The sequence below is a fragment of the Sphingomonas sp. LC-1 genome, from assembly GCF_025371035.1.
In the GTDB taxonomy this organism is placed as follows: domain Bacteria; phylum Pseudomonadota; class Alphaproteobacteria; order Sphingomonadales; family Sphingomonadaceae; genus Sphingomonas; species Sphingomonas sanguinis_E.
This window is the reverse complement of sequence record NZ_JANZXB010000007.1, coordinates 145,396-169,198: the sequence shown is the minus strand read 5'-3', so window position 1 is coordinate 169,198 and position 23,803 is coordinate 145,396. Positions and strand designations below refer to the sequence as shown.

At 66.2% G+C, this 23,803-nt stretch carries 22 protein-coding genes; 13 read left to right on the top strand and 9 right to left on the bottom strand.

All coding sequences use genetic code 11. From position 1 onward, the window contains the following. Positions 1-58: 58 nt before the first annotated feature. From NZL82_RS11840 to uvrC, 5 genes are all read left to right on the top strand, one after another. Positions 59-286, top strand: coding sequence for a F0F1 ATP synthase subunit C (locus NZL82_RS11840; RefSeq protein ID WP_007406947.1), 228 nt, complete (start codon positions 59-61; stop codon positions 284-286). Positions 287-349: 63 nt separating this feature from the next. Beyond that, on the top strand, positions 350-844 hold the full coding sequence (locus NZL82_RS11835; protein WP_261269959.1) for an ATPase: 495 nt from the start codon (positions 350-352) through the stop codon (positions 842-844). Beyond that, a complete protein-coding gene (locus NZL82_RS11830; RefSeq protein WP_261269958.1) occupies positions 837-1,499 on the top strand; it encodes a hypothetical protein in 663 nt (220 codons plus the stop codon). Before NZL82_RS11835 ends, NZL82_RS11830 begins: the two co-directional genes overlap by 8 nt. 329 nt (positions 1,500-1,828) lie before the next feature. Then, positions 1,829-2,149: a multidrug efflux SMR transporter gene (locus tag NZL82_RS11825; protein WP_261269957.1), complete on the top strand. Its 321-nt coding sequence runs from the start codon at positions 1,829-1,831 to the stop codon at positions 2,147-2,149. 240 nt (positions 2,150-2,389) lie between these two features. Beyond that, a complete protein-coding gene (gene uvrC / locus NZL82_RS11820; RefSeq protein WP_261269956.1) occupies positions 2,390-4,309 on the top strand; it encodes an excinuclease ABC subunit UvrC in 1,920 nt (639 codons plus the stop codon). A gap of 14 nt (positions 4,310-4,323) precedes the next feature. Here uvrC and NZL82_RS11815 read toward each other — a convergent pair whose 3' ends face one another. Continuing rightward, positions 4,324-5,616 (bottom strand): aspartyl protease family protein, encoded by a 1,293-nt coding sequence (locus tag NZL82_RS11815; protein WP_261269955.1) that lies wholly within the window; start codon positions 5,614-5,616, stop codon positions 4,324-4,326. 144 nt (positions 5,617-5,760) lie between these two features. Here NZL82_RS11815 and recO point away from each other — a divergent pair, with 144 nt between their 5' ends. From recO to NZL82_RS11800, 3 genes are read left to right on the top strand one after another with little or no spacing between them, the layout of a single operon-like run. After that, positions 5,761-6,492 carry a DNA repair protein RecO gene (gene recO, locus NZL82_RS11810; protein WP_261269954.1) on the top strand — a complete coding sequence of 244 codons (732 nt, stop codon included), beginning with the start codon at positions 5,761-5,763 and terminating at the stop codon, positions 6,490-6,492. A 54-nt stretch (positions 6,493-6,546) separates the two neighbouring features. Then, positions 6,547-7,590: a 3-isopropylmalate dehydrogenase gene (leuB, locus tag NZL82_RS11805; RefSeq protein ID WP_261269953.1), complete on the top strand. Its 1,044-nt coding sequence runs from the start codon at positions 6,547-6,549 to the stop codon at positions 7,588-7,590. Positions 7,591-7,595: 5 nt separating this feature from the next. Next, positions 7,596-8,696 (top strand): glycosyltransferase family 2 protein, encoded by a 1,101-nt coding sequence (locus NZL82_RS11800; RefSeq protein ID WP_261269952.1) that lies wholly within the window; start codon positions 7,596-7,598, stop codon positions 8,694-8,696. 106 nt (positions 8,697-8,802) lie between these two features. On the opposite strand, the gene NZL82_RS11795 is transcribed toward NZL82_RS11800, so the two are convergent. Further along, a complete protein-coding gene (locus NZL82_RS11795) occupies positions 8,803-10,059 on the bottom strand; it encodes a phospholipid carrier-dependent glycosyltransferase (protein ID WP_261269951.1) in 1,257 nt (418 codons plus the stop codon). 393 nt (positions 10,060-10,452) lie between these two features. On the opposite strand from NZL82_RS11795, the gene NZL82_RS11790 reads away from it, so the two are divergent. Continuing rightward, complete coding sequence (locus tag NZL82_RS11790) at positions 10,453-12,291, top strand: beta-galactosidase family protein (protein WP_261269950.1); 1,839 nt, start codon at positions 10,453-10,455, stop codon at positions 12,289-12,291. 125 nt (positions 12,292-12,416) lie between these two features. Here NZL82_RS11790 and NZL82_RS11785 read toward each other — a convergent pair whose 3' ends face one another. Then, the gene (locus NZL82_RS11785) at positions 12,417-12,722 is read right to left on the bottom strand and encodes a hypothetical protein (RefSeq protein ID WP_261269949.1); all 306 of its coding nucleotides are present in this window, start codon (positions 12,720-12,722) and stop codon (positions 12,417-12,419) included. A 137-nt stretch (positions 12,723-12,859) separates the two neighbouring features. Here NZL82_RS11785 and NZL82_RS11780 point away from each other — a divergent pair, with 137 nt between their 5' ends. From NZL82_RS11780 to NZL82_RS11770, 3 genes are read left to right on the top strand one after another with little or no spacing between them, the layout of a single operon-like run. Next, positions 12,860-14,068 carry a PLP-dependent aspartate aminotransferase family protein gene (locus NZL82_RS11780; RefSeq protein WP_261269948.1) on the top strand — a complete coding sequence of 403 codons (1,209 nt, stop codon included), beginning with the start codon at positions 12,860-12,862 and terminating at the stop codon, positions 14,066-14,068. Beyond that, on the top strand, positions 14,065-14,463 hold the full coding sequence (apaG, locus tag NZL82_RS11775) for a Co2+/Mg2+ efflux protein ApaG (RefSeq protein WP_261269947.1): 399 nt from the start codon (positions 14,065-14,067) through the stop codon (positions 14,461-14,463). The genes NZL82_RS11780 and apaG overlap by 4 nt, the downstream gene beginning before the upstream one ends. After that, complete coding sequence (locus tag NZL82_RS11770) at positions 14,460-15,239, top strand: LysR family transcriptional regulator (protein ID WP_261269946.1); 780 nt, start codon at positions 14,460-14,462, stop codon at positions 15,237-15,239. Before apaG ends, NZL82_RS11770 begins: the two co-directional genes overlap by 4 nt. 89 nt (positions 15,240-15,328) lie before the next feature. On the opposite strand, the gene NZL82_RS11765 is transcribed toward NZL82_RS11770, so the two are convergent. The 5 genes from NZL82_RS11765 to parE all read right to left on the bottom strand — a co-directional run bounded on the left by NZL82_RS11765 (position 15,329) and on the right by parE (position 21,922). Continuing rightward, a complete protein-coding gene (locus NZL82_RS11765) occupies positions 15,329-16,243 on the bottom strand; it encodes an Hsp33 family molecular chaperone HslO (RefSeq protein ID WP_261269945.1) in 915 nt (304 codons plus the stop codon). Positions 16,244-16,360: 117 nt separating this feature from the next. Continuing rightward, entirely contained in the window at positions 16,361-17,284 is a 924-nt protein-coding gene (gene argF / locus NZL82_RS11760; RefSeq protein WP_261269944.1) for an ornithine carbamoyltransferase, read from the bottom strand. A 49-nt stretch (positions 17,285-17,333) separates the two neighbouring features. Beyond that, entirely contained in the window at positions 17,334-18,524 is a 1,191-nt protein-coding gene (locus tag NZL82_RS11755; RefSeq protein ID WP_261269943.1) for an aspartate aminotransferase family protein, read from the bottom strand. A 109-nt stretch (positions 18,525-18,633) separates the two neighbouring features. Continuing rightward, complete coding sequence (locus NZL82_RS11750; protein ID WP_261269942.1) at positions 18,634-19,815, bottom strand: hypothetical protein; 1,182 nt, start codon at positions 19,813-19,815, stop codon at positions 18,634-18,636. Positions 19,816-19,942: 127 nt separating this feature from the next. After that, entirely contained in the window at positions 19,943-21,922 is a 1,980-nt protein-coding gene (parE, locus tag NZL82_RS11745; protein WP_261269941.1) for a DNA topoisomerase IV subunit B, read from the bottom strand. 152 nt (positions 21,923-22,074) lie between these two features. Between parE and NZL82_RS11740 the strand changes: the two genes are divergently transcribed. Beyond that, positions 22,075-22,935 carry an outer membrane protein gene (locus NZL82_RS11740; protein ID WP_261269940.1) on the top strand — a complete coding sequence of 287 codons (861 nt, stop codon included), beginning with the start codon at positions 22,075-22,077 and terminating at the stop codon, positions 22,933-22,935. A gap of 157 nt (positions 22,936-23,092) precedes the next feature. On the opposite strand, the gene NZL82_RS11735 is transcribed toward NZL82_RS11740, so the two are convergent. Further along, positions 23,093-23,743, bottom strand: coding sequence for a GcrA family cell cycle regulator (locus tag NZL82_RS11735; RefSeq protein ID WP_261269939.1), 651 nt, complete (start codon positions 23,741-23,743; stop codon positions 23,093-23,095). Between the last annotated feature and the right edge of the window lie 60 nt (positions 23,744-23,803).

Here is a 23,803-nt window from a genome sequence, read left to right as displayed (position 1 = left end):
CGGCCGCGACGCACGACTTGAATACCCAAACGACCCTTTTTGAACTGGAGTGATTGAAATGGACGCAGAAGCCGCGAAGCTGATCGGTGCCGGTCTGGCCGCTATCGGCATGGGCATCGCCTCGCTCGGCGTGGGCAACGTGTTCGCCAAGTTCCTCGAAGGCGCGCTGCGCAATCCGGGTGCGGCGGACAGCCAGCAGGGCCGCCTCTTCATCGGTTTCGCCGGTGCTGAGCTTCTGGGCCTGCTCGCCTTCGTGACGATGATCATCCTGGTGTTCGTCGCCTAATCATTCGGATCGGCCGGGCGTGTCGGTGACGATGCGCCCGGTTGATATGGCAACGAGGACTCCATGCCCCAGATAGCACAGATCAGTGCGACCTATGCGTCGCAGATCTTCTGGCTCCTGATCACCTTCGGCCTGCTCTATTTCGTGGTCGGTCGTGGGATGGTGCCCAAGATTCAGGCGACCGTCGACGCTCGCGAAGCCCGTATCGCCGGCGATCTGGCGGCGGCGGAGGCCGCGCGTGCCGAGGCCGACCGGGTCGAGGCGGCATGGCGGGCCGAGATGGACGCCGCGCGCACCGCCGCGATGGCGGAAACCAACGCCGCCAAGGCACGGGCCACCCATGCTTTCGAGGCGCAGGTCAAGGCGGCCGATGCCGACCTGGCCGAGCGGCTGGGTCATCACGACCTGGCGATCGCCAATGCCAAGGCCGAGGCGATGGCCAATCTTCAGTCCGTGGCGGCCGAGGCCGCGCGCGATCTCGTCGCCAAGCTGTCCGGCGTCCATGTGGGCGAGGATGCGGCGGCCGACGCGGTGCGAAAGGTGAGCGCGCATGGCTAATCATTCCGCGAACGGCGCGCTGACCAACGCCGACGCGCTGGTCGCGCAGAACCTGGCCGATGCGGCCTCGGCCGAGGGCATGGCCCCGCAGCCGATCCGCGAGGGCGATGGCCTGACCGCGAACACGGTCGCGCCCGCCGAGGGCGAGCATCACGCCGCCAGCCCGACCGCGCTGGGTTTCGATTCGACCGGCTGGGTGGCGCTCGCCGCTCTGGTCGTGTTGATCGGGATGCTGGTGAAGAAGGTGCCCGCGATGATCGGTCGTTCGCTCGACCAGAAGATCGCCGCGATCCGCGCCCAGCTCGACGAGGCGACCAAGCTGCGTCAGGAAGCCGAGACGCTGAAGGCCGAATATGAGGCCAAGGCGAAGGCCGCCCACGCCGATGCCGAGGCGATGCGTGTCCAGGCGCAGCACGAAGCGGGGCAGCTGCTCAGCAAGGCCAAGGCCGATGCCGAGGCGCTGATGGAGCGTCGCGCCAAGATGGCCGAGGACAAGATCGCGGCCGCCGAGCGCACCGCTCTGGCCGAGGTCCGCGCCCGCGCCGCCGAGGCCGCGGCCAAGGCCGCCGGTCTGCTGATCGCCGAGCATCACTCGGTCGACGCCGACCGGGCGATGATCGACCGCTCGATTGCAGGGCTTGGCCGCCCGAACTGATCGGCGCCAGTGCCAGTGACAGAACCGCGCTTCGGGCGACCGAGGCGCGGTTCGGTCGTTTTTGGCGGTCGAACGACCACCAACTCCGTTTAGGCTGAGCGAAGTCGAAGCCCAAGGGAATCCCTCTCCCCGCGCGTGTGCAGAGGGCGGGAAAGCCCATTCCTCCCCAAGCTCGACTTGGGGAGGGGGGCCGCCGGGCCAAGCCCGGTGGTGGAGGGGCCAAGCCCCACATGACATAGTCCCGCACGTACGGGGCCGCATCGCCGTCTCTTCCGGGTTTCCGGCGCCGATGCCCATAGTGCTGAGCCCGTTACCAAGGAGACGCTCCGATGGCATGGGTCATTCTGGGCATTGCCGTGATTACCGAGATTTGCTGGGCGCTCAGCCTGAAATGGGCAGCGACCGTCGCCACTTGGCAGGCGTCGAGCGTGCCGATCCTACTCAGCTTCGTGAATATGGGCCTGCTGGCGCTGGCCATGCGCGGGCTTCCGGCCGGGACTGCTTACGCGGTGTGGACCGGGCTGGGCGCGGTGGGCGTCGTGATCGGCGGCGCGATCGTCTTCGGCGACAGGATCGCGCCGGTCCAGGCGGGCTTCATGGTGCTGACCGTGATCGGCGTGATGGGGACCAAGCTGTTCGCGCAGGGCTGAACCCAATTCCTCCCCTGGAAGGGGAGGTGGCAGCCCGCAGGGCTGACGGAGGGGTGTCACTATCAGCGGGGATACCCCTCCACCAGCTTCGCTGGTCCCCCTCCCCTTGCAGGGGAGGAAGAGCGGGACGAACCCTTTCCACGCGAACCCAAAAAAACCGGCGCGTCTTCGCGGCTTCGCGTGAACCAAAGCCACCTCACAGGGTAGCGATCCGCCCCCCGCGCTCCTAAATCGGCCGTAATGTCCGAGCCTCCCGTCGACCGCTTCAACGAAGAGAAATCCACCTTCACCCTGCGCGGGGCCGATGCGCCCGATCTGAACGCGGGGGTGGCGGCGATCCGCAACGTGCTGGCGACGCTGCCGCTGCGGCCGGGCGTGTACCGGATGCAGGATGCGCGCGGCGACGTGCTGTATATCGGCAAGGCGCGCGCGCTGAAGAACCGCGTCGCCAACTACACCCAGGTCGACCGCCTGCCCAAGCGCCTGCAACGCATGGTCGCGCAGACCCGGTCGATGACGATCGTCACGACCAACAACGAGGCCGAGGCGCTGCTGCTCGAAGCGCAGCTGATCAAGCGCTACCGCCCGGCCTTCAACGTCCTGCTGCGCGACGACAAGAGCTTTCCCTTCATCCTGCTGCGCAACGACCACGACTTCCCGCGCATCCAGAAGCATCGCGGTGCGCGGCGCGCGGTCGGCAATTATTACGGCCCCTTCGCCAGCGCGGGCAGCGTCAACAACACGTTGAATGCGCTGCAAAAGCTGTTCCTGCTCCGCTCCTGCACCGACAGCTTCTTCAAGGGGCGCGACCGGCCGTGCCTGCTCTACCAGATCAAGCGATGCTCGGCGCCGTGCGTCGGCCGGATCGACGAGGCCGCCTATGCCGAGCTGGTCGCGGATGCCAAGAACTTCCTTGGCGGCAAGTCTACCCAGGTCCAGGCCAAGCTCGGCACCCAGATGCAGGCGGCGGCCGAGGCGATGGACTTCGAACTCGCCGCGATCCTGCGCGACCGGCTGAAGGCGCTGACCTTCATCCAGGGGACTCAGGCGATCAACGCCGAGGGCGTGGGCGATGCCGACATCTTCGCGCTGGCGTGTCGCGAGGGGGTGATGGGCATCCAGGCCTTTTTCATCCGCGGCGGCCAGAATTGGGGGCATCGCAGCTTCTTCCCCGCGCACACCACCGACGTGCCCGAAGAGGAGGTGCTGACCAGCTTCCTCAGTCAATTTTATGAGGAAGTGCCGCCTGCCAAGACGATCCTGCTCGATCGCGACCTGCCCGAGGGCGATCTGCTGACCGAGGCGCTGGGCGAGCGGGCCGGGTATAAGGTACAGCTCACCGTGCCGCAGCGGGGAGACCGCCGCCGCCTGCTCGATCAGGCGAAGCGCAACGCGGTCGAGGCGCTCGACCGGCGGCTGGCCGAATCGACCACCCAGGCCAAGCTGCTGCGCGAGGTGGCCGACTTCTTCGACCTGTCCGAACCGCCGCAGCGGATCGAAGTGTACGACAACAGCCATATCCAGGGCACCAATGCGCTGGGCGCAATGGTCGTGGCCGGGCCGGACGGGTTCCAGAAGGGCCAGTACCGCAAGTTCAACATCAAGGGGAACGAGGCGGCGACCAATGACGATTTCGGCATGATGCGCGAAGTCTTCCGCCGTCGCTTCGCGCGCCAGCTCGAGGAAAATCCCGACCGCGACGATGCGACCTGGCCCGATCTGGTGCTGATCGACGGCGGACGCGGTCAGCTCAACGCGGCCAAGGCGGTGCTGGAGGACCTGGGCATCGAGGATGTCTGCCTGGTCGGCGTCGCTAAGGGCCCGCATCACGGCCGCGAGGGGCGCGAGGTCTTCCACATGATGGACGGCAGCGAGCGGATGCTGCCGGTCAACGCGCCGCTGCTCTTCTACCTCCAGCGGCTACGCGACGAGGTCCACCGCTTCGTGATCGGCGCGCACCGCGACAAGCGCGCCAAGGCGATGGGCGCGAGCCCGCTGGACGAAGTGCCCGGCATCGGCCCGGCGCGGAAGAAGGCGTTGCTGATGCACTTCGGCACCGGCCGCGCGGTGCGGAATGCGAGCCTGGAGGATCTGCGCAAGGCACCGGGGGTCAGTCAGGCGGTGGCGCAGCAGGTGTATGATTTTTACCATAGCCGGTGACGGTGTTGCCGCCGTTAGTAGAAGCTGCGTAATGTGATTGCCCGCGAAGTTCCGTCGCAGAGAGTCAGCAGATGTTTGGTTCCTGGGGCAGCGTGAGCAAAATAATCTTCGACCAATTCTTTTGAGATGGCCTTTTGATCGATGGCGCATATCTCGTCGCCTGGTTTCAGCTTGCCAGCGGCCGCTGGTGATTGACTCATGACATGGGCGACCGATAACCGTCCGTTCCGGGTATATCCCTGTATGCCGGATGTGCTTCGATAGGCTGGCTTTAACGGCGGCATTCGTGGTTCCAGCAGCATCCGTCCCGCTGTCAGGTCGACCGTCATATTATAGGCGCGCAGCACGCCCATGCCTATCGAGGCCTGTATCTCGTTCGATCCCCACCAGTTCGCTTGCTCGACCGTCGCATAGGTACCCGAAACCCTGTACGCCCCAAGCGTGAAATCGGTCAGTCGGCCGAGGGGGTGGACGACCATGCCCCCAACGCCGACCGATCCGATGTCCGTCTGCGGCTTGAACCCCGTACGCTCGGCAACAGCAGGCGAGATGGAAACCGCGCTGTCGTTGCCGGTGTCAATCATCGTGGGGGATACGGACTGGCCGTTGATCGAGACGTCGGTGACCAGCCGAGAGTTGTTTGGCCCTACCCGGATCGGAATGCCGTTGGGGATCGGGATAGATCCGCTGCTTAGCAACCGGAAACGATGATGATCCTGATCGACCTGCCATTCGAAGATGCCAAGTATGGGCAGGCCGATGACCACCTCGACATCGGCAAGGCCCACGGCGTTCAATCGGCTGAGGTCCATGACAGTGACGGCACCGGGTTTCGTGGTGCGAATCGCGCCGACATCCAGGGTGGCGGACGGCGTGGTATAGAGCTGCGTCGGCCCACCGACACTTTCCGACTTGGCCCAAGGCGTCCGGGGAAGATGATGGGCGTCGGCATAGGCCTTGCTCACAACGACATGATCGAAGCCCGTATCAATCATCGCTTTCGTGGAGTGACCGTTCAAGACGACCGGGATGATGACGATATCGCTTTTGGGCTCGAAGTCGATCCATCCCGATCCGGCATCAGGTATCCAGAAAACCGGGCGGTCGGTAAAGGTCGCGGGTAGGGTGGAGGGGTTTTCTTGCGCTCGAAGTGTCGAGAGCGGTGCATGCGCCGCTTGGGAAAGTGTGAGCAATGCCGCCCAAGTCACTGATCTTTTGACAAAACCCAAAATCATATCAATGATCTGTCCATTTCTGTGGTTTTGACTCGAGATAATTTTGCGGGATGGTGACGTAACGCGGGTCATTGGAGCAAGATAAAAACGCCGTGGCCTCCAACTTTTCATCGGCGGCCGTGGCGTTGTTTGGTGGCGTATGCTGCTTCTTGGAGATACTGTTGTCCGCTTCTCCACGCATAGCATCCCATCCCATTCCCCCCTACATCCCCCTCCATGCACCGCGTCGCCCCCGCCATCATCCTGTCGGTCCGGCCGCATGGCGAGCATGGGGCGATCGTGCGGGCCTTGACCCGCGAGGACGGGGTGCAGCCGGGTTATGTCCGGGGCGGGCGGTCGCGGGCGCTCAGGCCGGTGCTGCAACCGGGCAACGGGATCATCGGCGAATGGCGGGCGCGGACGGTCGAGCAACTGGCCGCGCTGACCATCGAGCCGGGGCATAGCCGCGCGGGGCTTCATGGCGAGCCGCTGGCCGCCGCCGGGATCGAGTGGCTGTGCGCACTGACCGCCGCCGCGCTGCCCGAGGAACAGCCTTATCCGGTCCTGCACGATGCGCTCGACGCGGTGCTGACCGCGATCGAATCGGCCCCGTCGGCGCGCGGCTGGGCGGGGGCGCTGGTGCGGTATGAATTGCTGTTGCTGGGGCAGTTGGGGTTCGGGCTCGATCTGGAGCGCTGTACCGTGACCGGGAATGCCGAGGATCTCGCCTATGTCAGCCCGAAGAGCGGGGCGGCGGTGTCGGTGGGGGCCGCCTTCGGCTATGAGGCGCGACTGTTCCCGTTGCCGCCCTTTTTGCGCGATGGCGGGGCGGCCGACTGGGCCGAGATTTTCGCGGGTGCACGGATCACCGCACATTTCCTGTCCCGCGACATATTGGCCGGATTGCGCAACGATCCCATGCCTGCCCGCACGCGACTGTTCGACCGTTTCAAAAGGGCGGTTGCGTGATGCCTGCCCGCTAAGGCAAAGGGCGCTCCGAACATAGGTAAGAAGGGGCCACCCATGGCATTGATCGCGATCCTCGCCGGTGACGGCATCGGGCCGGAAGTGACGGCGGAAGCGCGGCGCGTGCTGGAGGCGCTGGACCTGGGCCTGACCTTCGAGGAGGCCAAGGTCGGTGGCGCGGCGTATGAAGCGGCGGGCCATCCGCTGCCGCCCGAGACGCTGGCGGTGGCGGAGCGCGCCGATGCGCTGCTGTTCGGGGCGGTCGGCGATCCGCGCTTCGACACGCTGGAGCGTGCGCATCGGCCCGAACAGGCGATCCTGGGGCTGCGCAAGGCGTTCGGCCTATTCGCCAATCTGCGCCCCGCCCGGCTGTTCGAGGGGCTGGAGGATGCCAGCTCGCTGCGTCCTGACATCGCGCGGCGCATCGACATGGTGATCGTGCGCGAGCTGACCGGCGACGTCTATTTCGGCGCCAAGGGGCGCGGCACCACCGAGGCGGGTCTGCGCGAGGGTCATGACCTGATGCGCTATGACGAGGAAGAGGTCGCGCGGATCGCCCGCGTCGGCTTCGAGACCGCGATGCGCCGTCGCCGTCGCCTGCTGTCGGTGGACAAGGCCAATGTGCTGGAAACGTCGCAGCTTTGGCGCGACGTGGTGGTCGAGGTGGCCAGGGATTACCCCGAGGTCGCGCTCGAGCATATGTATGTCGACAATTGCGCCATGCAGCTGGTGCGCGATCCGGGCCAGTTCGACGTGATCCTGACCGGCAATCTGTTCGGCGATATCCTCTCGGATCAGGCGTCGATGTGCGCGGGCTCGATCGGGATGCTGCCCTCGGCCGCGCTCGGCGCGACGGGCAAGGGGCTGTACGAGCCGATCCATGGCTCGGCCCCCGACATTGCCGGGCAGGGCAAGGCCAACCCGTGCGCGGCGATCCTGTCCTCGGCGATGATGCTGCGCCATTCGCTGGGGCTGGGCGAGGCCGCCGACCGGATCGACGCGGCGGTGGCGGGCGCGATCCGCGACGGCGCGCGGACCGGCGATCTGGGCGGCAGCCTGTCGACCCGCGCCATGGCCGACGCGATCCTCGAGCGCCTCTGATACCGGTGAGCGCGCTCCTCGAACTCGCGGTCGTCATCCCGACCTTCAACGAGCGCGCCAATGTGCCCGTGCTCATCGCCAAGCTCGACCAGGCGCTGGCCGGGCGGCGGTGGGAGGCGATCTTCGTCGACGACAACAGCCCCGACGGCACGGCGGATGCCGCGCGCGAACTGGCACGGGTCGATCCCCGCGTCCGGGTGATCCAGCGGATCGGACGGCGCGGGCTGTCCTCGGCCTGTATCGAGGGGATGTGCGCCACCGCCGCGTCCGTCGTGGCGGTGATCGACGGCGATCTGCAGCATGACGAGACGCTGCTGCCGAAGATGCTCGACCGGTTGCAGGCGGAGGATGATCTCGACATCGTCGTCGGCTCGCGCTTCGTGGATGGCGGCGGGACGGGCGACTGGGACCGCGACCGGGTGGCCAAGTCGGCCTTTGCGACCCGGCTGTCGCAGCGGGTGCTGAACGTGAACCTGTCCGACCCGATGAGCGGCTTCTTCATGGTCCGTACGGCCGTGGCGCGCGAGACGGTGCCGCATCTGTCGGGAATCGGCTTCAAGATCCTGCTCGACATCATGAGCGCCTCGCCGCGCCCCTTGCGCGCCGCCGAGATGCCCTATGTCTTCCGCGTGCGGACCGAGGGCGAGTCGAAGCTCGATCACGTCGTCGCGATGGAATATCTGATTGCGCTCTACGACCGTCGTTTCGGGAAGGTGGTGCCGGTGCGCTTCGCCATGTTCTCCGCGATCGGGGTGCTGGGCGTGGGCGTCCATATGGCGGTGCTCAGCCTGTTCTTCGTGCTGCTCGGCGCGACCTTCCTGGCCAGCCAGATCGTCGCGGTGGCGGCGGCGATGACGTTCAACTTCTTCCTGAACAACGCGCTGACCTATCGCGATCGGCGGTTGCGGGGATTCCGGCCGCTGCTCGACGGCTGGGTGTCCTTCTGCCTGGTCTGCGCGGTGGGGGCGATTGCCAATGTCGGCGTTGCGGCCTTTCTGCACGATGCACGGGCGAACGAATGGGCTGTGTCGGCGCTGATTGGGGTGCTGGTCGGCGCGGTATGGAATTACGCGCTGTCGTCGCGGTTCGTGTGGGGGCGGTATTGAGCTGGCGGTGATGGCGGGGCGTGGGCTTCGACTTCGCTCAGCCTGAACGGAGCTTGGTACGAAACGCCGTTCGCACTGAGCGAAGTCGAAGTGCACGTCCCGCCCTTCACCGCCAATCGGTAAACCACGTCCACCGAAGGAAGGATCGTGGCCCCGCCAAGGCCCCCGCGGTCAGGATCGGATAGAAATAGACGAACAGACACACGGCCGCGACCAGATAGGCCTCGTCCCAGTCGCGCAGCGCCGCCCGCCACCGATCGATCGCCACCGCCAGCGCGACCGACAGCCAGATCGCCGGCAGGAAGTAATAATAATAGAAACCCAGCGACTTGGGGATGATCGCCCACACCGCGAAGCCACCGATCCAAAGCGCCGCCGCGACGCCCAGCCGCATCTCGCGGGTGCGCAGCCAGCCCAGCGCACAGGCCGCCACCGCGACCAGCCCGCCCCACATCACCGCCGGATTGCCGAGCAGGAAGATGCCCCGCTGCGCGCCGTCGGCGACCTCATAGAAATACCAGATCGGCCGCCCGATCACCGGCCAGCTCCACCAGGCCGACTGGTAATGATGCGGCGGCAGGACCTGGGTCTGGCGGGCATACATCTCCCACTGAAAGGGCAGGAGGTGCGCCAGCGTCATCGGCTCGCGCGCATAGAAGAAGGCAGGGGCAAAGGTCGCCAGATAGGCAAGCATCGCCGCCAGACCCAGCAGCGCCCAGGCCGACCACCAGGAGAGGCCGGGCCAGCGCGTCGGATCGCCGCGCTTCATCAGGACGAAGCCGATCGCGGCATAGCCCAGATAGGGCACCGCCGCCCACTTGACCCCGACCGCCAGCCCGAGCAGCACCGCGCCCAGCGTCCACCGCCAGCGGCTCTGCGACACCGATCCCCGCATCGCCCAGCCCATGGCCGCCACCGCCAGCACGACGAAGGCCGCCATGAACCCGTCGAGCATCGCGATCCGCGCCTGGATCAGCACCATGAAGTTGACCAGGGTCAGCCCCGCCCCGATCGCCGCCGCGCGGGTTCGATGCGTCATCAGCCAGACGATGGCGAACACGCCCCCGACGATCGCGGTCCCCGCCAGCGTCGACAGCGCCCGCCAACCGAGCGGATCATCGCCGAAGATCAGGATACCAAGCGCGATCAGCGCCTTGCCGAGCAGCGGATGCTCGATATTCACCGGTCCCTCCAGCGCCAGCAACGTGCGCGCGGCGGGGACGTAATGCACCTCGTCGAAGACAAGCATGTGCGGTGTCGTCAACCGCCAGCAGAACAGCGCCTGTGCGGCGATGAGAATGGCAAGCAGCGCCGGGACCGGGCGGCTGATAGGGGCGAGCAGGCGGCGCATGGCAAAGGTCATGACGCTGGAGCGGGGACGGGGCAATGGGGTTGGCGCGGCTGGCCGCGCATCCAATGTCCCTGTCGATATGGAATTGGGGAGCAGAGGTGTGCGCTGATCGGACGGTCGGACAGCCTGCCGCCGACGTTATGCGCATCTGCGCCCTCAGCGCAAATTCCTCCCCAGCAAGTTGCCCTATGCGCCGCGCGGCGCATTCTGAATAATGCGTGTTTAACATTGCACGCCGTCGCGGTGGTCGAGGGCATCGACTTGCAAGGGTCAATGGTCAGACAATTTGACGAACGTGCTTCCGCATGGCACCCATGGCGAAAGGGCAGGGATGGGGCCTATCGTCCGACACATCCCGTCCGGTCCGAATGGCGGGAGAGTGACGTGACGCGAGCGGTTCGATCGATGGTGTTCGGAATTTTGGCGGCGACGGCGCTGTCCCCCCTGTCGGCCCAAATCCCCACCGCCAATGACGATCCCGCCCGCAGTTTCGAGGTGAAGGGCAAAGGCTTCCTCCGTAACGGCCAGCCGCATCAGGTCATTTCCGGCGAGATGCATTATGTCCGCATCCCGCGTGCCTATTGGCGCGACCGGTTGCGCAAGGCCAAGGCGATGGGTCTGAACACCATCACCACCTATGCCTTCTGGAACGCGCACGAACCGCGCCCCGGAGTCTATGACTTTAGCGGGCAGAACGACATCGTCGCCTTTATCCGCGATGCCCAGGCCGAAGGGCTGGACGTGATCCTGCGTCCCGGTCCCTATGTCTGTGCCGAGTGGGAGTTGGGCGGCTATCCCTCCTGGCTGCTCAAGGATCGCAGCCTCGTGCTGCGTTCGACCGATCCCCAATATACCGCCGCCGTCGATCGCTGGCTGATGCGGTTGGGGCAGGAGGTGAAGCCGCTGCTGATGAAGAATGGCGGGCCGATCGTCGCGCTTCAGCTTGAGAATGAATATGGCGCGTTCGGCGACGATCAGGCCTATTTGCGCGGTCTGGAGGCGACGTACAAGCGCGCCGGGTTCGCGGACGGCGTGCTGTTCACCTCCAACCAGGGCGGCGATCTGGCCAAGGGTTCGCTGCCCAACCTGCCCTCGGTCGTCAATTTCGGGTCGGGCGGCGCGCAGAACGCGATCGCCAAGCTGGAGGCGTTCCGCCCCGACGGCCTGCGCATGGTCGGCGAATATTGGGCGGGCTGGTTCGACAAATGGGGTGAGGAGCATCACGAGACCGACGGCAAGAAAGAGGCCGAGGAAATGGCCTATATGCTCAAGCGCGGCTATTCGATCTCGCTCTACATGGTGCATGGCGGCACCACCTTCGGCTGGATGAACGGGGCGGATTCGCACACCGGCAAGGACTATCACCCCGACACGACCAGCTATGATTATGACACGCCAATCGATGAGGCGGGCAATCCACGCTACAAATATGGCTTGATCGCTGCCGCCATCGCCGAGGTCACCGGCAAGCCCGCCGCGCCGACGCCCGCGGCGACCGTGGCGCAGAGCTTCCCCGTCTCCGCCATCCGGCGCAGCGCGTCGCTATGGGACAATCTTCCCCAGCCGGTGCGCGCGGCCGAGCCCAAGACGTTCGAGGAGCTCGACCAGAATTATGGTTACGTCCTCTACCGCGTTACCGTGCCAAAGGGCCCGGCGGGGACGCTGATGCTCAAGGGCATGCACAGCTATGCGCAGGTCTATCTCGGCCGCAAGCTGGTCGGCACGCTCGACCGGCGGCTCGATCAGGAAACGGTGGAACTGCCCGCGCGCACCGCGCCCGCCACGCTGGACATCCTGGTCGAGAATACCGGGCGGGTGAACTACAGCCATGCGATCCGGACCGAACAGACCGGGCTTACCGGGGCGGTGACGCTGGCCGGGCAGGCCTTGCGCGACTGGCAGATGTTCCGCCTGCCGATGGACGATGTGTCGGGGTTGAAGCTGTCAGCCAAGCCCTGCTCCGGTCCCTGCTTCTACGAGGCGGAGATGAGGGTGGCGAAACCCGCCGACACCTATCTCGACATGCGCGGCGCGCATAAGGGGCAGTTGTGGTTCAACGGCCATAATCTGGGCCGCTACTGGGGGATCGGACCGGTCCATACGCTGTTTACGCCCGCGCCGTGGATGAAGCCGGGGGCGAACCGCATCCTGTTCCTCGACCTGACCGGCGATGCCGGCGATCGCCTGACCACGGTCACCAAGCCGATCTATGGCAAGGTGACCAACCATCGCGAGGCGCAATAGTCGCATTCCCTTCCTGTAACGGAGGGAATGCGGCACTGGTGAAAGGGGTGTCTGCGCCGATGGTAACACCCCTCCGTCAGTCCTGCGGACTGCCACCGCCCCTTAACAGGGGGGATTTGGCGTCGTTACCGAACCGCCGCAGCCTGGTTTGCGACGATCGCTTCGCGCTGTTCCGGGCTCATCGCGCTGGCGTTGACGTCTGCCGCCTTGATCGCGTCGGCGCGGTCCTCGGCATAGTCGCGAGTCTTTTCGGCCTTCTGGTCGAGCGCCTTGGCCTCGTTGCGCAGCGCGTCCGCCTGAGTCTCCATGGTGTCGGCCCGGTTGTCGGCGGCCTTTTCGACATTCTCCGCCAGCTTGTCGGTGCCCTTGCTGTTGCAGGCCGACAGCGACACCAGGCTTGCGGCCATCAGCAGGCCGATGCGGATCTTCATTTTCATTCTCCCTGTTGGATCGGATGCGCATAACCGGGACGCGCGCAACTTCGTTCCGCTCGGGTAACGGCGACACTTGCAAGCCTGGCGTCCGAATATCCTTGAACCCCGCCCCCCGGAACGGCAAATGGACGGGCATGAAGCGCAAGACTGGCCAGGACCGTTCGATCACCAACCACTGGCGCCCCGCGACGCAGGCCGTTCGGGGCGGCACCGCGCGGTCCGAATATGGCGAAACCTCCGAGGCGATCTTCCTCACCTCGGGCTATTGCTATGACCGGGCGGGCGATGCCGCGGCGCGGTTCGCGGGCGAGCAGGAGGGGATGACCTATTCCCGCCTCCAGAACCCGACCGTCGAAATGCTCGAACAGCGCATCGCGCTGCTGGAGGGTGCCGAGGCGTGCCGGACCATGGCGTCGGGCATGGCGGCGATGACCGCGGTGCTGCTGTGTCAGTTGCAGGCGGGCGACCATCTGGTCGGCGGGCGCGCGGCGTTCGGGTCGTGCCGCTGGCTGACCGACACGCTGCTGCCCAAGTTCGGTATTGCGACCACCGTCGTCGATGCGCGCGATCCGCAGGCATTCCTCGACGCGGTGCGGCCCGAGACCAAGGTCTTCTTCTTCGAAACGCCCGCCAATCCGACGATGGACGTGGCGGATCTGGAGGCGATCTGCGCCATCGCGCGCGAGCGGGGGATCACCACGGTCGTCGACAATGCGTTTGCGACGCCCGCACTCCAGCGGCCGATGGATTTCGGCGCGGACGTGACCGCCTATTCCGCCACGAAGATGATGGATGGGCAGGGCCGCGTGCTGGCAGGCGCGGTGTGCGGGACCGAGGATTTCATCACCAACACGCTGCTGCCCTTCACCCGCAACACCGGCCCGACCCTGTCGGCGTTCAACGCCTGGGTGGTGCTCAAGGGGCTGGAGACGCTGGACCTGCGCATCCATCGCCAGTCGGAATCGGCGCTGAAGGTCGCGCGGTTCCTGGAGGGACGCGTGCCGCGCGTCCTGTGCCCGGCGCTGCCCAGCCATCCGCAGCATGAACTCGCCATGCGCCAGATGAAGGCGGGCGGCAGCATCTTCGCAATCGAACTCGATGGCGGTCGCGAACAGGCGCACGGCCTGCTCGACGCGCTGGAGTTGATCGACATCTCCAACAATATCGGCGACTCGCGCTCGCTGATGACCCATCCCGCTTCGACCACCCATGCGGGCGTCGCCGAGGACAAGCGGGTCGAGATGGGGATCGGCGAGGGGATGCTGCGCCTCAATATCGGGCTGGAGGATGCGGACGACCTGATCGACGATCTCGACCAGGCGCTGCGCGCCGTGAGTCTGTGAAGGCGCTCTTCCCCCACGCACTGACGAGCGGGCCGGTGACGGTCCGCGTGTCGGTCAGCTATCTGCCCGAACAGTCCGAGCCGCAGCGTGGGCGCTGGTTCTGGGCCTATCATGTCCGCATCGAGAATGGCGGGGACCAGCCGGTGCAGTTGCTGACCCGCCGCTGGATCATCACCGACGGACGCGGCGCGCGCCATTCGGTCGAGGGCGAAGGCGTGGTCGGCGAACAGCCGGTGATCCAGCCGGGCGCATCTTACGACTATGTCTCGGGCTGTCCGCTGGCCACGACCAGTGGCGCGATGCAGGGCAGTTACCGGATGGTCGGCGCGGATGGCGTGACCTTCGACGCGGCCATCCCCCAGTTCGCGCTGGTCGCGCCGGCGGTGGAATCGTGAAGCGGACGCATCTGCCGCTCAACGGCCTGCGCGTGCTCGACGCGGCGGCCCGGCATCTGAGCTTCACGCGCGCTGCCGACGAACTGGCGGTGACCCCGGCGGCGGTGGGGCAGCAGATCCGCGCGCTGGAGGACACGCTGGGCGTCGTGCTGTTCCGGCGGACCACGCGCGGGCTGGAGCTGACGCCCGAGGCGGAGGCGGGGCTTGCACCGCTTCGCGCGGGCTTCCTGCAGTTCGAGGATGCCGTGCGCGCCATGCAGGCGGGCCAGTCGTCCAAGTCGCTGACCATCGCCGCCCCGCGCGACGTGACCGAAAAATGGCTGATGCCGCGCCTGGCCGCCATCGCGGCGGCGGATCCGGACCTTCGCTTCTCGCTGATCGCGTCGGACGAGGGGCTGGACTTCACCGAGGCCAATCTCGACCTCGCCATTCGTTGGGGCGATGGCCCTGGCGGGCTGGAGGGCGAGGCGATCGAGTCGGACGGGATGATTCCCATTGGCCCGGCCGACGCACCGCTGATCGCCTGGCCGGGTGCGCCCGAAGAAGGGGCGCCGCTGGTCCGCGTGACGGATGCAGGGCTGGCGATCGACGCGGTGGCGGCGGGGCTGGGACGCGCCATCGTCCCGCATCTGCTCGCCGAACGCGATCTGGCCGAGGGACGCGTCGTGGCGACCGGCGAGGCGGTGCCGTCGCGCATGGGCTATTGGCTGGTCGCGCCGTTGCCCCAATGGCGTCAGCAGAAGGTCAAGTCGCTGATCGAGGCGCTGGGCGGTTGAGCCCCATCCTCCCCATTCTGATGGGGAAGGGGGAGCGTCCGCTATAGATAGGAGGGGCGCCGCACCGCATGAAGCGGCGCCAGCCTCCGTCACGCTACCGGATCGGCGTCGAACGGCACCGGGAACTTCGTCGCGCAGAAGGCGCAGTCGACATAGATCAGGCCATCGGCATCCGCCATTTCGCGCCGTTCCTCGACCGAGAATTTGGTGATGACGCTGGCGATATAGTCCGCCGAGCAACGGCACCCGCGCACGATGGCAGGGGCTTCCTGCACCCGGACATTCTGCTCCTCGTGGAACAGCCGCCAGACCAGGGTCTCCAGCGGCAGACCCGCGTCCGCCAGTTCGTCGACCTGCATCGTCTGGCCCAGAGCCTGGACATGCTCCCATTCGGGATGATCGAGCTTGACGTGCAGCCGCTCGCGACCCTCCTCGCCCTCGGGAAGATGCTGGAGGAACAGGCCGCCCGCGATGGTGCGACCGTCCGGCCCCTTGCTGATCCCGACGCGTAGCAGGCTGGGAATCTGCTCCGACTGGGTGAAATAGCTTTCCGCCGCCGCCGACAGCGTCTCGCCATCGATCGGCACGATGCCCTGATAGCGTTCGCCCGTGATCGCCAGGTCGAAGGTGATGGCCAGATAACCCTGTCCGAACAGCGCGAAGAGTGTCGGTTCGGCAGGCAGCTCGGCCAGCTTGTCGGCGTCGAACTGGATATAGCCGCGCAACTCGCCGCCCCGATAGTCGCAGACCAGCAACTGGATCACGCCGCTGTCGCTGCGCGTCTGGATCGTCAGCTGCCCGCCGGTATCCTTCAACGTGGTGCCGATCAGCGCGGTCAGCGTCAGCGCCTCGGCCAGCAGCCGCTCGATCGCGGGGGGATAGGCATGGGCGGCGAGAATCTCGTCCAGCACCGGGCCGAGCCGTACCAGCCGGCCGCGCGCATGCTGCTCGGGGATGGTGAAACCGATCGCGCGGTCGAGTTCGGGCAGGGTGATGTCGGTCATGCTCGTGCCTTTACGCCCGAAACAGAATTCGAGCGATATGGTGCCGGTGGGGCGGGGGAAAGGAAAAGGCCGACGAAGCCGCCGGCCTTTCCATAAATAGGGTGTGGTGGGCGACGATCAACCGATCTGGCCGAAGCACCAGCGCAGCACCGATTTCTGCGCATGGAGCCGGTTTTCCGCCTCCGGCCAGATCAGCGACTGCGGACCGTCGATCACGTCCGACGTGACTTCCTCCTCGCGGTGGGCGGGGAGGCAGTGGAGGAACTTGGCGTCCGGCTTGGCCAACGTCATCAGCCCGGCATTGACCTGGAACGGCATCATCGCCGCCAGCTTTTCCTCGGCATGGGCCTGGCCCATCGAGATCCAGGTGTCGGTGACGACGATGTCCGCGCCCTCGACCGCCGCACGGGGATCGGTGGTGCAGGTGGCGCGACCCCGACCCAGTTCCAGCGTGCCGGGCTCCGGGTGATAGCCCTCGGGGCAAGCCGCCACGACGTCGAAGCCGAGCAGCCCGCCCGCCTCGACGATCGAGTGCAGCACATTATTGCCGTCGCCCAGCCACGCGACCTTCAGGCCGGACAGGGTCTTGCCCGCTTCGATCACGGTCAGCAGGTCGGCCATGATCTGGCAGGGATGCGACAGGTCGGTCAGGCCGTTGATGACCGGGACGCTGGCATAATGCGCCATTTCCTCGACCTTGGCATGGTCGTCGGTGCGGATCATGATCGCGTCGGTATAGCCCGACAGGATGCGCGCAGTGTCGGCGATCGTCTCGCCGCGCCCGAGCTGCATGGTCCCGGCGTCGAGCACGATCGAGGTGCCGCCGAGCTGGCGGATCGCCATGTCGAAGCTGACGCGGGTGCGGGTCGAGTTCTTCTCGAACACCATGGCCAAGGTGTGGCCGGCGAGCGGGGCGTCGGCATCGACGCGGCCCTTGGTGAAACCGGCGCGGGCGGCCTTGCGGGCCTGGGCATCGGTCAGAATGGCGGTCACACCCTCGGGACCGGCGTCGGCGAGGTTCAGGAAGTGGCGGATCGTCATGGTCGGTACTCCGTCCCCCGGCGGTTTCCGACCGCCGGGGTGGCAGGGATTAATCGTCGGCGGCGGGGACGTAGACGCGCGCGGCGTCCGACAGCTTCGTCGCGAACTCGGTGATATGGCTCTCGTCGATGGTGAGCGGCGGCAGGATGCGGATCACATTCTCGCCCGCCGCGACCAGCAGCAGGCCGTGATGGTCGCGGCAATGCGCCACGAAGCGGCGGCTGTCGCTCTTCATCTTCAAGCCCTGCATCAGGCCGTGGCCGCGCACCTCCTCGAACAGATGATCGAAATTCGGGATCATCTGCTCCAGCGTGGAGCGCAGCCGCTGGCCCATCGCCTCGACATGGTCGAGGAAGCCCGGCTCCTGGATCACGTCCAGCACCGCTTCGCCCGCCGCCATGGACAGCGGGTTGCCGCCATAGGTCGAACCGTGGGTGCCGATCACCATGCCCTTGGCCGCTTCCTCGGTCGCCAGGCACGCGCCGAGCGGGAAGCCGCCGCCAATGCCCTTGGCCACCGCCATGATATCCGGCGTCACGCCGTACAGTTCATGCGCGAAGAATTTGCCGGTGCGACCATAACCGCACTGTACCTCGTCCAGCACCAGCAGCAGGCCATGCTCGTCGCACGCCTTGCGCAGGCCCTGGAGGAACTCCATGCTGGCGGGGCGCAGGCCGCCTTCGCCCTGGATCGGCTCGACCAGGAAACCGGCGGTGTTGTCGTCGATCAGCGCCAGCGCCGCTTCCAGATCGTCGAACGGCGCATAGGTGAAGCCGGGCAGCAGCGGTTCGAACCCGTCGCGCATCTTGGGCTGGTTGGTCGCCGAGATCGCGCCCAGCGTCCGGCCATGGAACGCGTTGTTGAACGTGATCAGCGTATGACGCTGCGGATTGCCGTTGGCGAAGTGATAGCGACGCGCGGTCTTGATCGCGCACTCGACCGCTTCCGCGCCCGAATTGGTGAAGAACACCGTATCGGCAAAGGTCGAATCGACCAGCCGCTGCGCGAAATGCTCGCCCTGCGGGCTGCCGTACAGGTTCGACACATGCATCAGGGTGGCGGCCTGTTTGGCGATCGCATCGACCAGTTTCGGATGGCCATGGCCCAGGGCGTTCACCGCGATTCCGGCGGCAAAGTCCAGATACTGCTCGCCATTTTCGCCGTACAGATAGACGCCCTCACCTCGGACCGGACGCACCCCGCACCGTGGGTAAACGGGCATCAGGGCGGTGATGGTCACGGGACGTCTCCTTCAAATAGCAAAGGGCGGCACAGGTGGCCGCCCTTTTCCTTCATACGAGTCATTGGCCGGTCCCGTCAACGCGCCGGCGTGCGCATCGTCCGGGCCGTCATTGCCGCGCGCCGACCGGTGTCACGGCGGCGGTCAGGTCCAATCTGCTGATCTGGCGCGCGGTGGATCGGACCATCATACGCGACCCGGTGTCGTCGCCCAGCCTGGAGATGAAGGTATAACGCTCCAGCCGCAGCATGCCGTCCGAATTGGTCGGGTTGGGCAGCCGGGTATAACGACGCTCCGCGAGCGCCTTGGTCACCACGTCGATCCAGGCGGGGCGGGTCGAAGCGGTCAGGTTGACCGGCTCGATATCCTTCACATGGCCGTCCGGCATGACCCGGAAGCTGATGTCGACAAAGGCGGGGCCGGCGTCGACCGCCGTTGCGCCTTCCGACAGGTCGCGTGGCAGGATCGAAGGGGAATAGACGACGACCTGCTGGTCACCATCGGGCTCCATTTCGGCCAGCACCTTGTCGATCACCGCCGGGCGGTCGCTGTCCGACGCCAGCTGGATGGCGATGGTCCGCACGACGTTGCGATAGGGGCGCATGCCGGGTTCGGTGCGGTTCAGGACCTGATCGATCGATGCCTTGGCACGGGGCCGCCATTCGGCATGGTCGGCGGCGAGCGCGCTGGTGACGAGCGCGGTGCGGACCAGCGCCTGGCCCAGCACGTCGCTCAGCCCAGCCTTCTCGGCCGAGTGCGCGACCCAGCCATAATGTTGAAGCGCGCCATAGGCCCGGCCTTCACGCGCCATGGCGTCGCCGACCTCCAGTCGCTGTTGATAGATGGCGGGTGTCCCGGCCGGGAGTCCGGCGCGCAGGGCATAGACCGCGTCGGATGCGTTGGTGATCGGGCTGGAGGGCAGTCCGTTCAGCCGGGTCAGGCGCCCGAGCGCCCGGTGCAGACCCGAAACCTCATGGGGCAGTTCGGCGGCGTATCGGGCATTGCGATAGCGTGATGCGGCTAGGGTCCCATGGCTGCCGCGATAGTCGCCCGCGATGAACTGCAACTCGGCATAGGTCAGCGAGCGCTTTATGTCCTCCTTGGGCGGGCAATGATCGCGAAGGCAACTGTCCAGATCGGCCTGCGCCGCCTTTAGATTGTCGCCCGTGACGGTGATGGTCGAGCCCGTCTCGGTCGGCAGCGTGACGACATTCTCCACGGCGGGGCGCGAGAGATTCTGGGGCGGCGAAACCGGGGTTTGCGCTTGTATCAGCAATGGTAGCAGGATCATGAAGCCAGTCCCTTCCTTCCAAAAGCGCCGAGCGGTCCCGGCACTTGCCTAAACGCCGAATGGGAGGGCAATATTCTTCATGATCCTGTCATAAAGACAAGTAATCTATTATTTCCAAGGCGTTGAATCAGGCGTCGATCACCTCTTCGTCCAGCCTTGCCGCATTTTCCTGGATGAAGGCGAAGCGGTGCGCGGGGTTGTTGCCCATCAGCCGGTCGACCAGATCCTTCACGCCCGCCCGCTCTTCATATTCCTGGGGCAGGGTGATGCGGATCAGGCTGCGGGTCGCCGGATCCATGGTGGTTTCGCGCAACTGACCGGGATTCATTTCGCCCAGCCCCTTGAAGCGCGCGACATCGACCTTCTTGCCCTTGAACGCGGTGCGTTCCAGTTCGGCGCGGTGGGCGTCGTCGCGGGCATAGAGAGACTTGGCGCCCACCGTCAGGCGGTAGAGCGGCGGCTGCGCGAGATAGAGATGCCCGCGCCGGACGAGATCGGGCATTTCCTGGAAGAAGAAGGTCATCAGCAGCGTGGCGATATGCGCGCCGTCCACGTCTGCGTCGGTCATGATGACGATCTTTTCGTAGCGCAGCTGGGTCGGGTCGCAATCCTTGCGCGTGCCGCAGCCCATCGCCAGCGTAAGGTCGGCAATCTCCTGATTTTGCAGGATCTTGGCCGAGGTGGCGCTGGCGACGTTCAGGATCTTGCCGCGGATCGGCAGGATCGCCTGGGTCTTGCGATCGCGCGCCTGTTTCGCCGAGCCGCCCGCCGAGTCGCCCTCGACGATGAACAGCTCGGTCCCCTCCGGGCTGTCGGCGGCGCAATCGGTCAGCTTGCCGGGCAGGCGCAGCTTGCGCGCGCTGGTCGCGGTCTTGCGCTTGACCTCGCGCTCGGCCTTGCGGCGCAAACGCTCGTCCATCCTGTCGAGCACATAGCCGAGCAGCGCCTTGCCCCGGTCCATATTGGCCGAGAGATAATGGTCGAAATGATCGCGGATCGCCTTTTCCACCAGGCTCGCCGCCTCCGGGCTGGTGAGACGGTCCTTGGTCTGGCTCTGGAACTGCGGTTCGCGGATGAAGACAGACAGCATCAACTCGGAGCCGACCATGACGTCGTCGGCGGTGATGTCCTTGGCCTTTTTCTGGTTCACCAGCTCGCCGAACGCGCGAAGGCCCCGGACCAGCGCCTGGCGCAGCCCCTGTTCGTGCGTGCCGCCATCGGGGGTCGGGATGGTGTTGCAATACCAGCTATAGCTGCCGTCGCTCCATAGCGGCCAGGCGACCGCCCATTCGACACGGCCCTGCTCGGCCGGGAAGTCCTGATTGCCGGAGAAGAAATCGGCGGTGGCGCATTCGCGGCCGCCAATCTGTTCCTTCAGATGGTCGGCCAGGCCGCCGGGGAATTGAAACACCGCATCGGCGGGCGTGTCGTCCGAGATCAATTCGGGCGCGCAGTGCCAGCGGATTTCGACGCCCGCGAACAGATAGGCCTTGGACCGCACCAGCTTGTGCAGTCGCGCGGGCTTGAAGGCAAGTTCGGGCCCGAAAATCTCGGTATCCGGGGTGAAGGCGACGCTGGTCCCGCGCCGGTTGGGGGCCGCCCCGACGGTTTCCAGCGGGCCGAGAGTCTGCCCACGGGCAAAACGCTGGCGGTAAAGTACACGGTCGCGCGCGACCTCGACCACCGTGTCCGACGACAGCGCGTTGACCACCGACACGCCGACGCCGTGCAGACCACCCGAGGTCGCATAGGCCTTGCCGGTGAACTTGCCACCCGAATGGAGCGTCGAGAGGATGACCTCCAGCGCCGACTTGTCGGGGAATTTGGGGTGCGGATCGACCGGGATGCCGCGCCCATTGTCGACGATGGTCAGGCGGTTGCCCGGCTCCAGCTTCACCTCGATTCGGGTGGCGTGACCGGCGACGGCCTCGTCCATCGCATTGTCGAGCACCTCGGCGGCCAGGTGATGCAGCGCGCGTTCGTCGGTGCCGCCGATATACATGCCTGGGCGGCGGCGAACCGGCTCCAGCCCCTCCAACACCTCGATCGAGGAGGCATCATAGGCAGGCTGGGGACGGGCGCCGCCCGCGAACAGATCATTGGACATAACGGGAACTATAGGCATTGCGGGGGCGTCGCGCCAGCTTTGGCGTAGGTCCCTTCAATTGCGACAAAAGTTTGCCGGATGGCTAACATGGGATATTCCGGCCCGCCTGCCCGTTCCGCGAGCACCTATAAGCCAAGGGTACGGGAGTGATCATGACGAAATTCTGGATGGCGGGGGCGATGGCCTCGGTGCTTTTCGCCGCACCGGCGATGGCGCAGGACGGCAGCTATGCGGGCGAGGACGACGCGCCCTTTTCGGGCGTCTATGTCGGCGGCAGCTTCGGCTATGACGTGCAGGGCAACGACATCGGCTCGCGGATGCTGTTCGACCGCAATCTGGATGGCCGGTTCGGCGACGTCGTGACGACCGCGACGGGTGCCAATGCCTTTTCGCCGGGCTTCTGCAACGGCCGCGCGCGCAGCGTGCTGTCGCCCCAGAATGCCGCGACCGGTTGTGACAACGACAAGGACGGCATCGCCTATTATGGGCGCGTCGGTATCGACCATCAGGTCGGCAACATCGTCTATGGTGCGGTCGGCGAGTTCGGCAAGTCGGAGATCACCGACAGCGTGTCGGGCTTCTCGACCACGCCCGCCTGGTACACCTTCACCCGCAGCATCGACTGGGAAGCCTCGGTGCGGGGCCGTGCGGGCTATGCGGCGAACAATACGCTGTTCTACGGTACCTTCGGCGGTGGCTATGCGCGGATCAACCGCAGCTTCACCACCTCGAACGCGGCCAATGCCTTTGCGCTTAGCGGCGACCGCAACCAGTTCGGCTTTCTCGGCGGTGGCGGCATCGAGCAGAAGATCGGGCGCAACTTCTCGATCGGCATGGAATATATGTACCACCAGTATCGCGACGACGACACGCGGGTGCGCGTGACGCAAGGGTCGGCTCCCGCCACCAATCCGTTCGTGCTGGCGCCCAACACGACCGGCACCGACATCCGGCGCTCGGACGACAAATTCCGCTGGCATTCGCTGCGCGCAACGGCGGCGTTCCGCTTCTAAGCAACGGGCGCGCCCCCCGACTTCGCCCAGCGTGAACGGCGTATTTGGCGTGATGCCAAGCTCCGTTCGGCCTGAGCGAAGTCGAGGGGCAGGGGCATCCGCCAACAAAAAAGCCCGCCGGTCATGACACCGGCGGGCTTTTTCTATCGACCCCGAATCAGCGGACGCGCGGGCCGCCAAAGGGCAGCGGCGGCGGCGGGCGGCGGTCGCGACGGGGCAACTGCGCCTGATAGGCATGGCCGCAATGCTCGACGCAATAGGGGAAGCCCGGATTCACCTTCTCACCGCAAAAGTGGAAATCGGGTTCGCCCGGATGGCCCAGCGGCCATTTGCAGATGCGGTCGTTCAGATCGAGCAGCGAGGTCTTGCCCGCCATTTCGGGGCTGGGCTTGGCCGGGACGAGTCGACGCGGCGGCGCGGGCGAGGGCGGGGGTTGCTGCTCGCCGGGGGACTGGCGCACGAAACCGCCTGGGCCGACCGAGCGCAGGATCGGCTGCTGCTCGCGTACCGGTTCGGGCGCGGGCTCGGCGGATACTTCCACCTCCGGCTCGGCGCGCACGGGTTCGGGGTCCGGTTCCGGCGCGGGAGGTGGCGGGGGCGGCGGCGCGGCCACGGGCGACTCGACCACGGGCGCGGCGGCCTCATTGGCCTTTACCGGCGACGGACGCGCCTGAAGCCCCAGGCGGTGCGCCTTGCCGATCACCGCGTTGCGGCTGACCCCGCCCAGTGCTTCGGCGATCTGGCTGGCGGTCTGACCCGCTTCCCACATCGTCCTGAGCGTATCGATCCGCTCATCGGTCCACGACATTCGAAACCTTTCCTCACTTCATCATCGCACCGACCAGTCATCGTACCGGCTTGCGGGCGG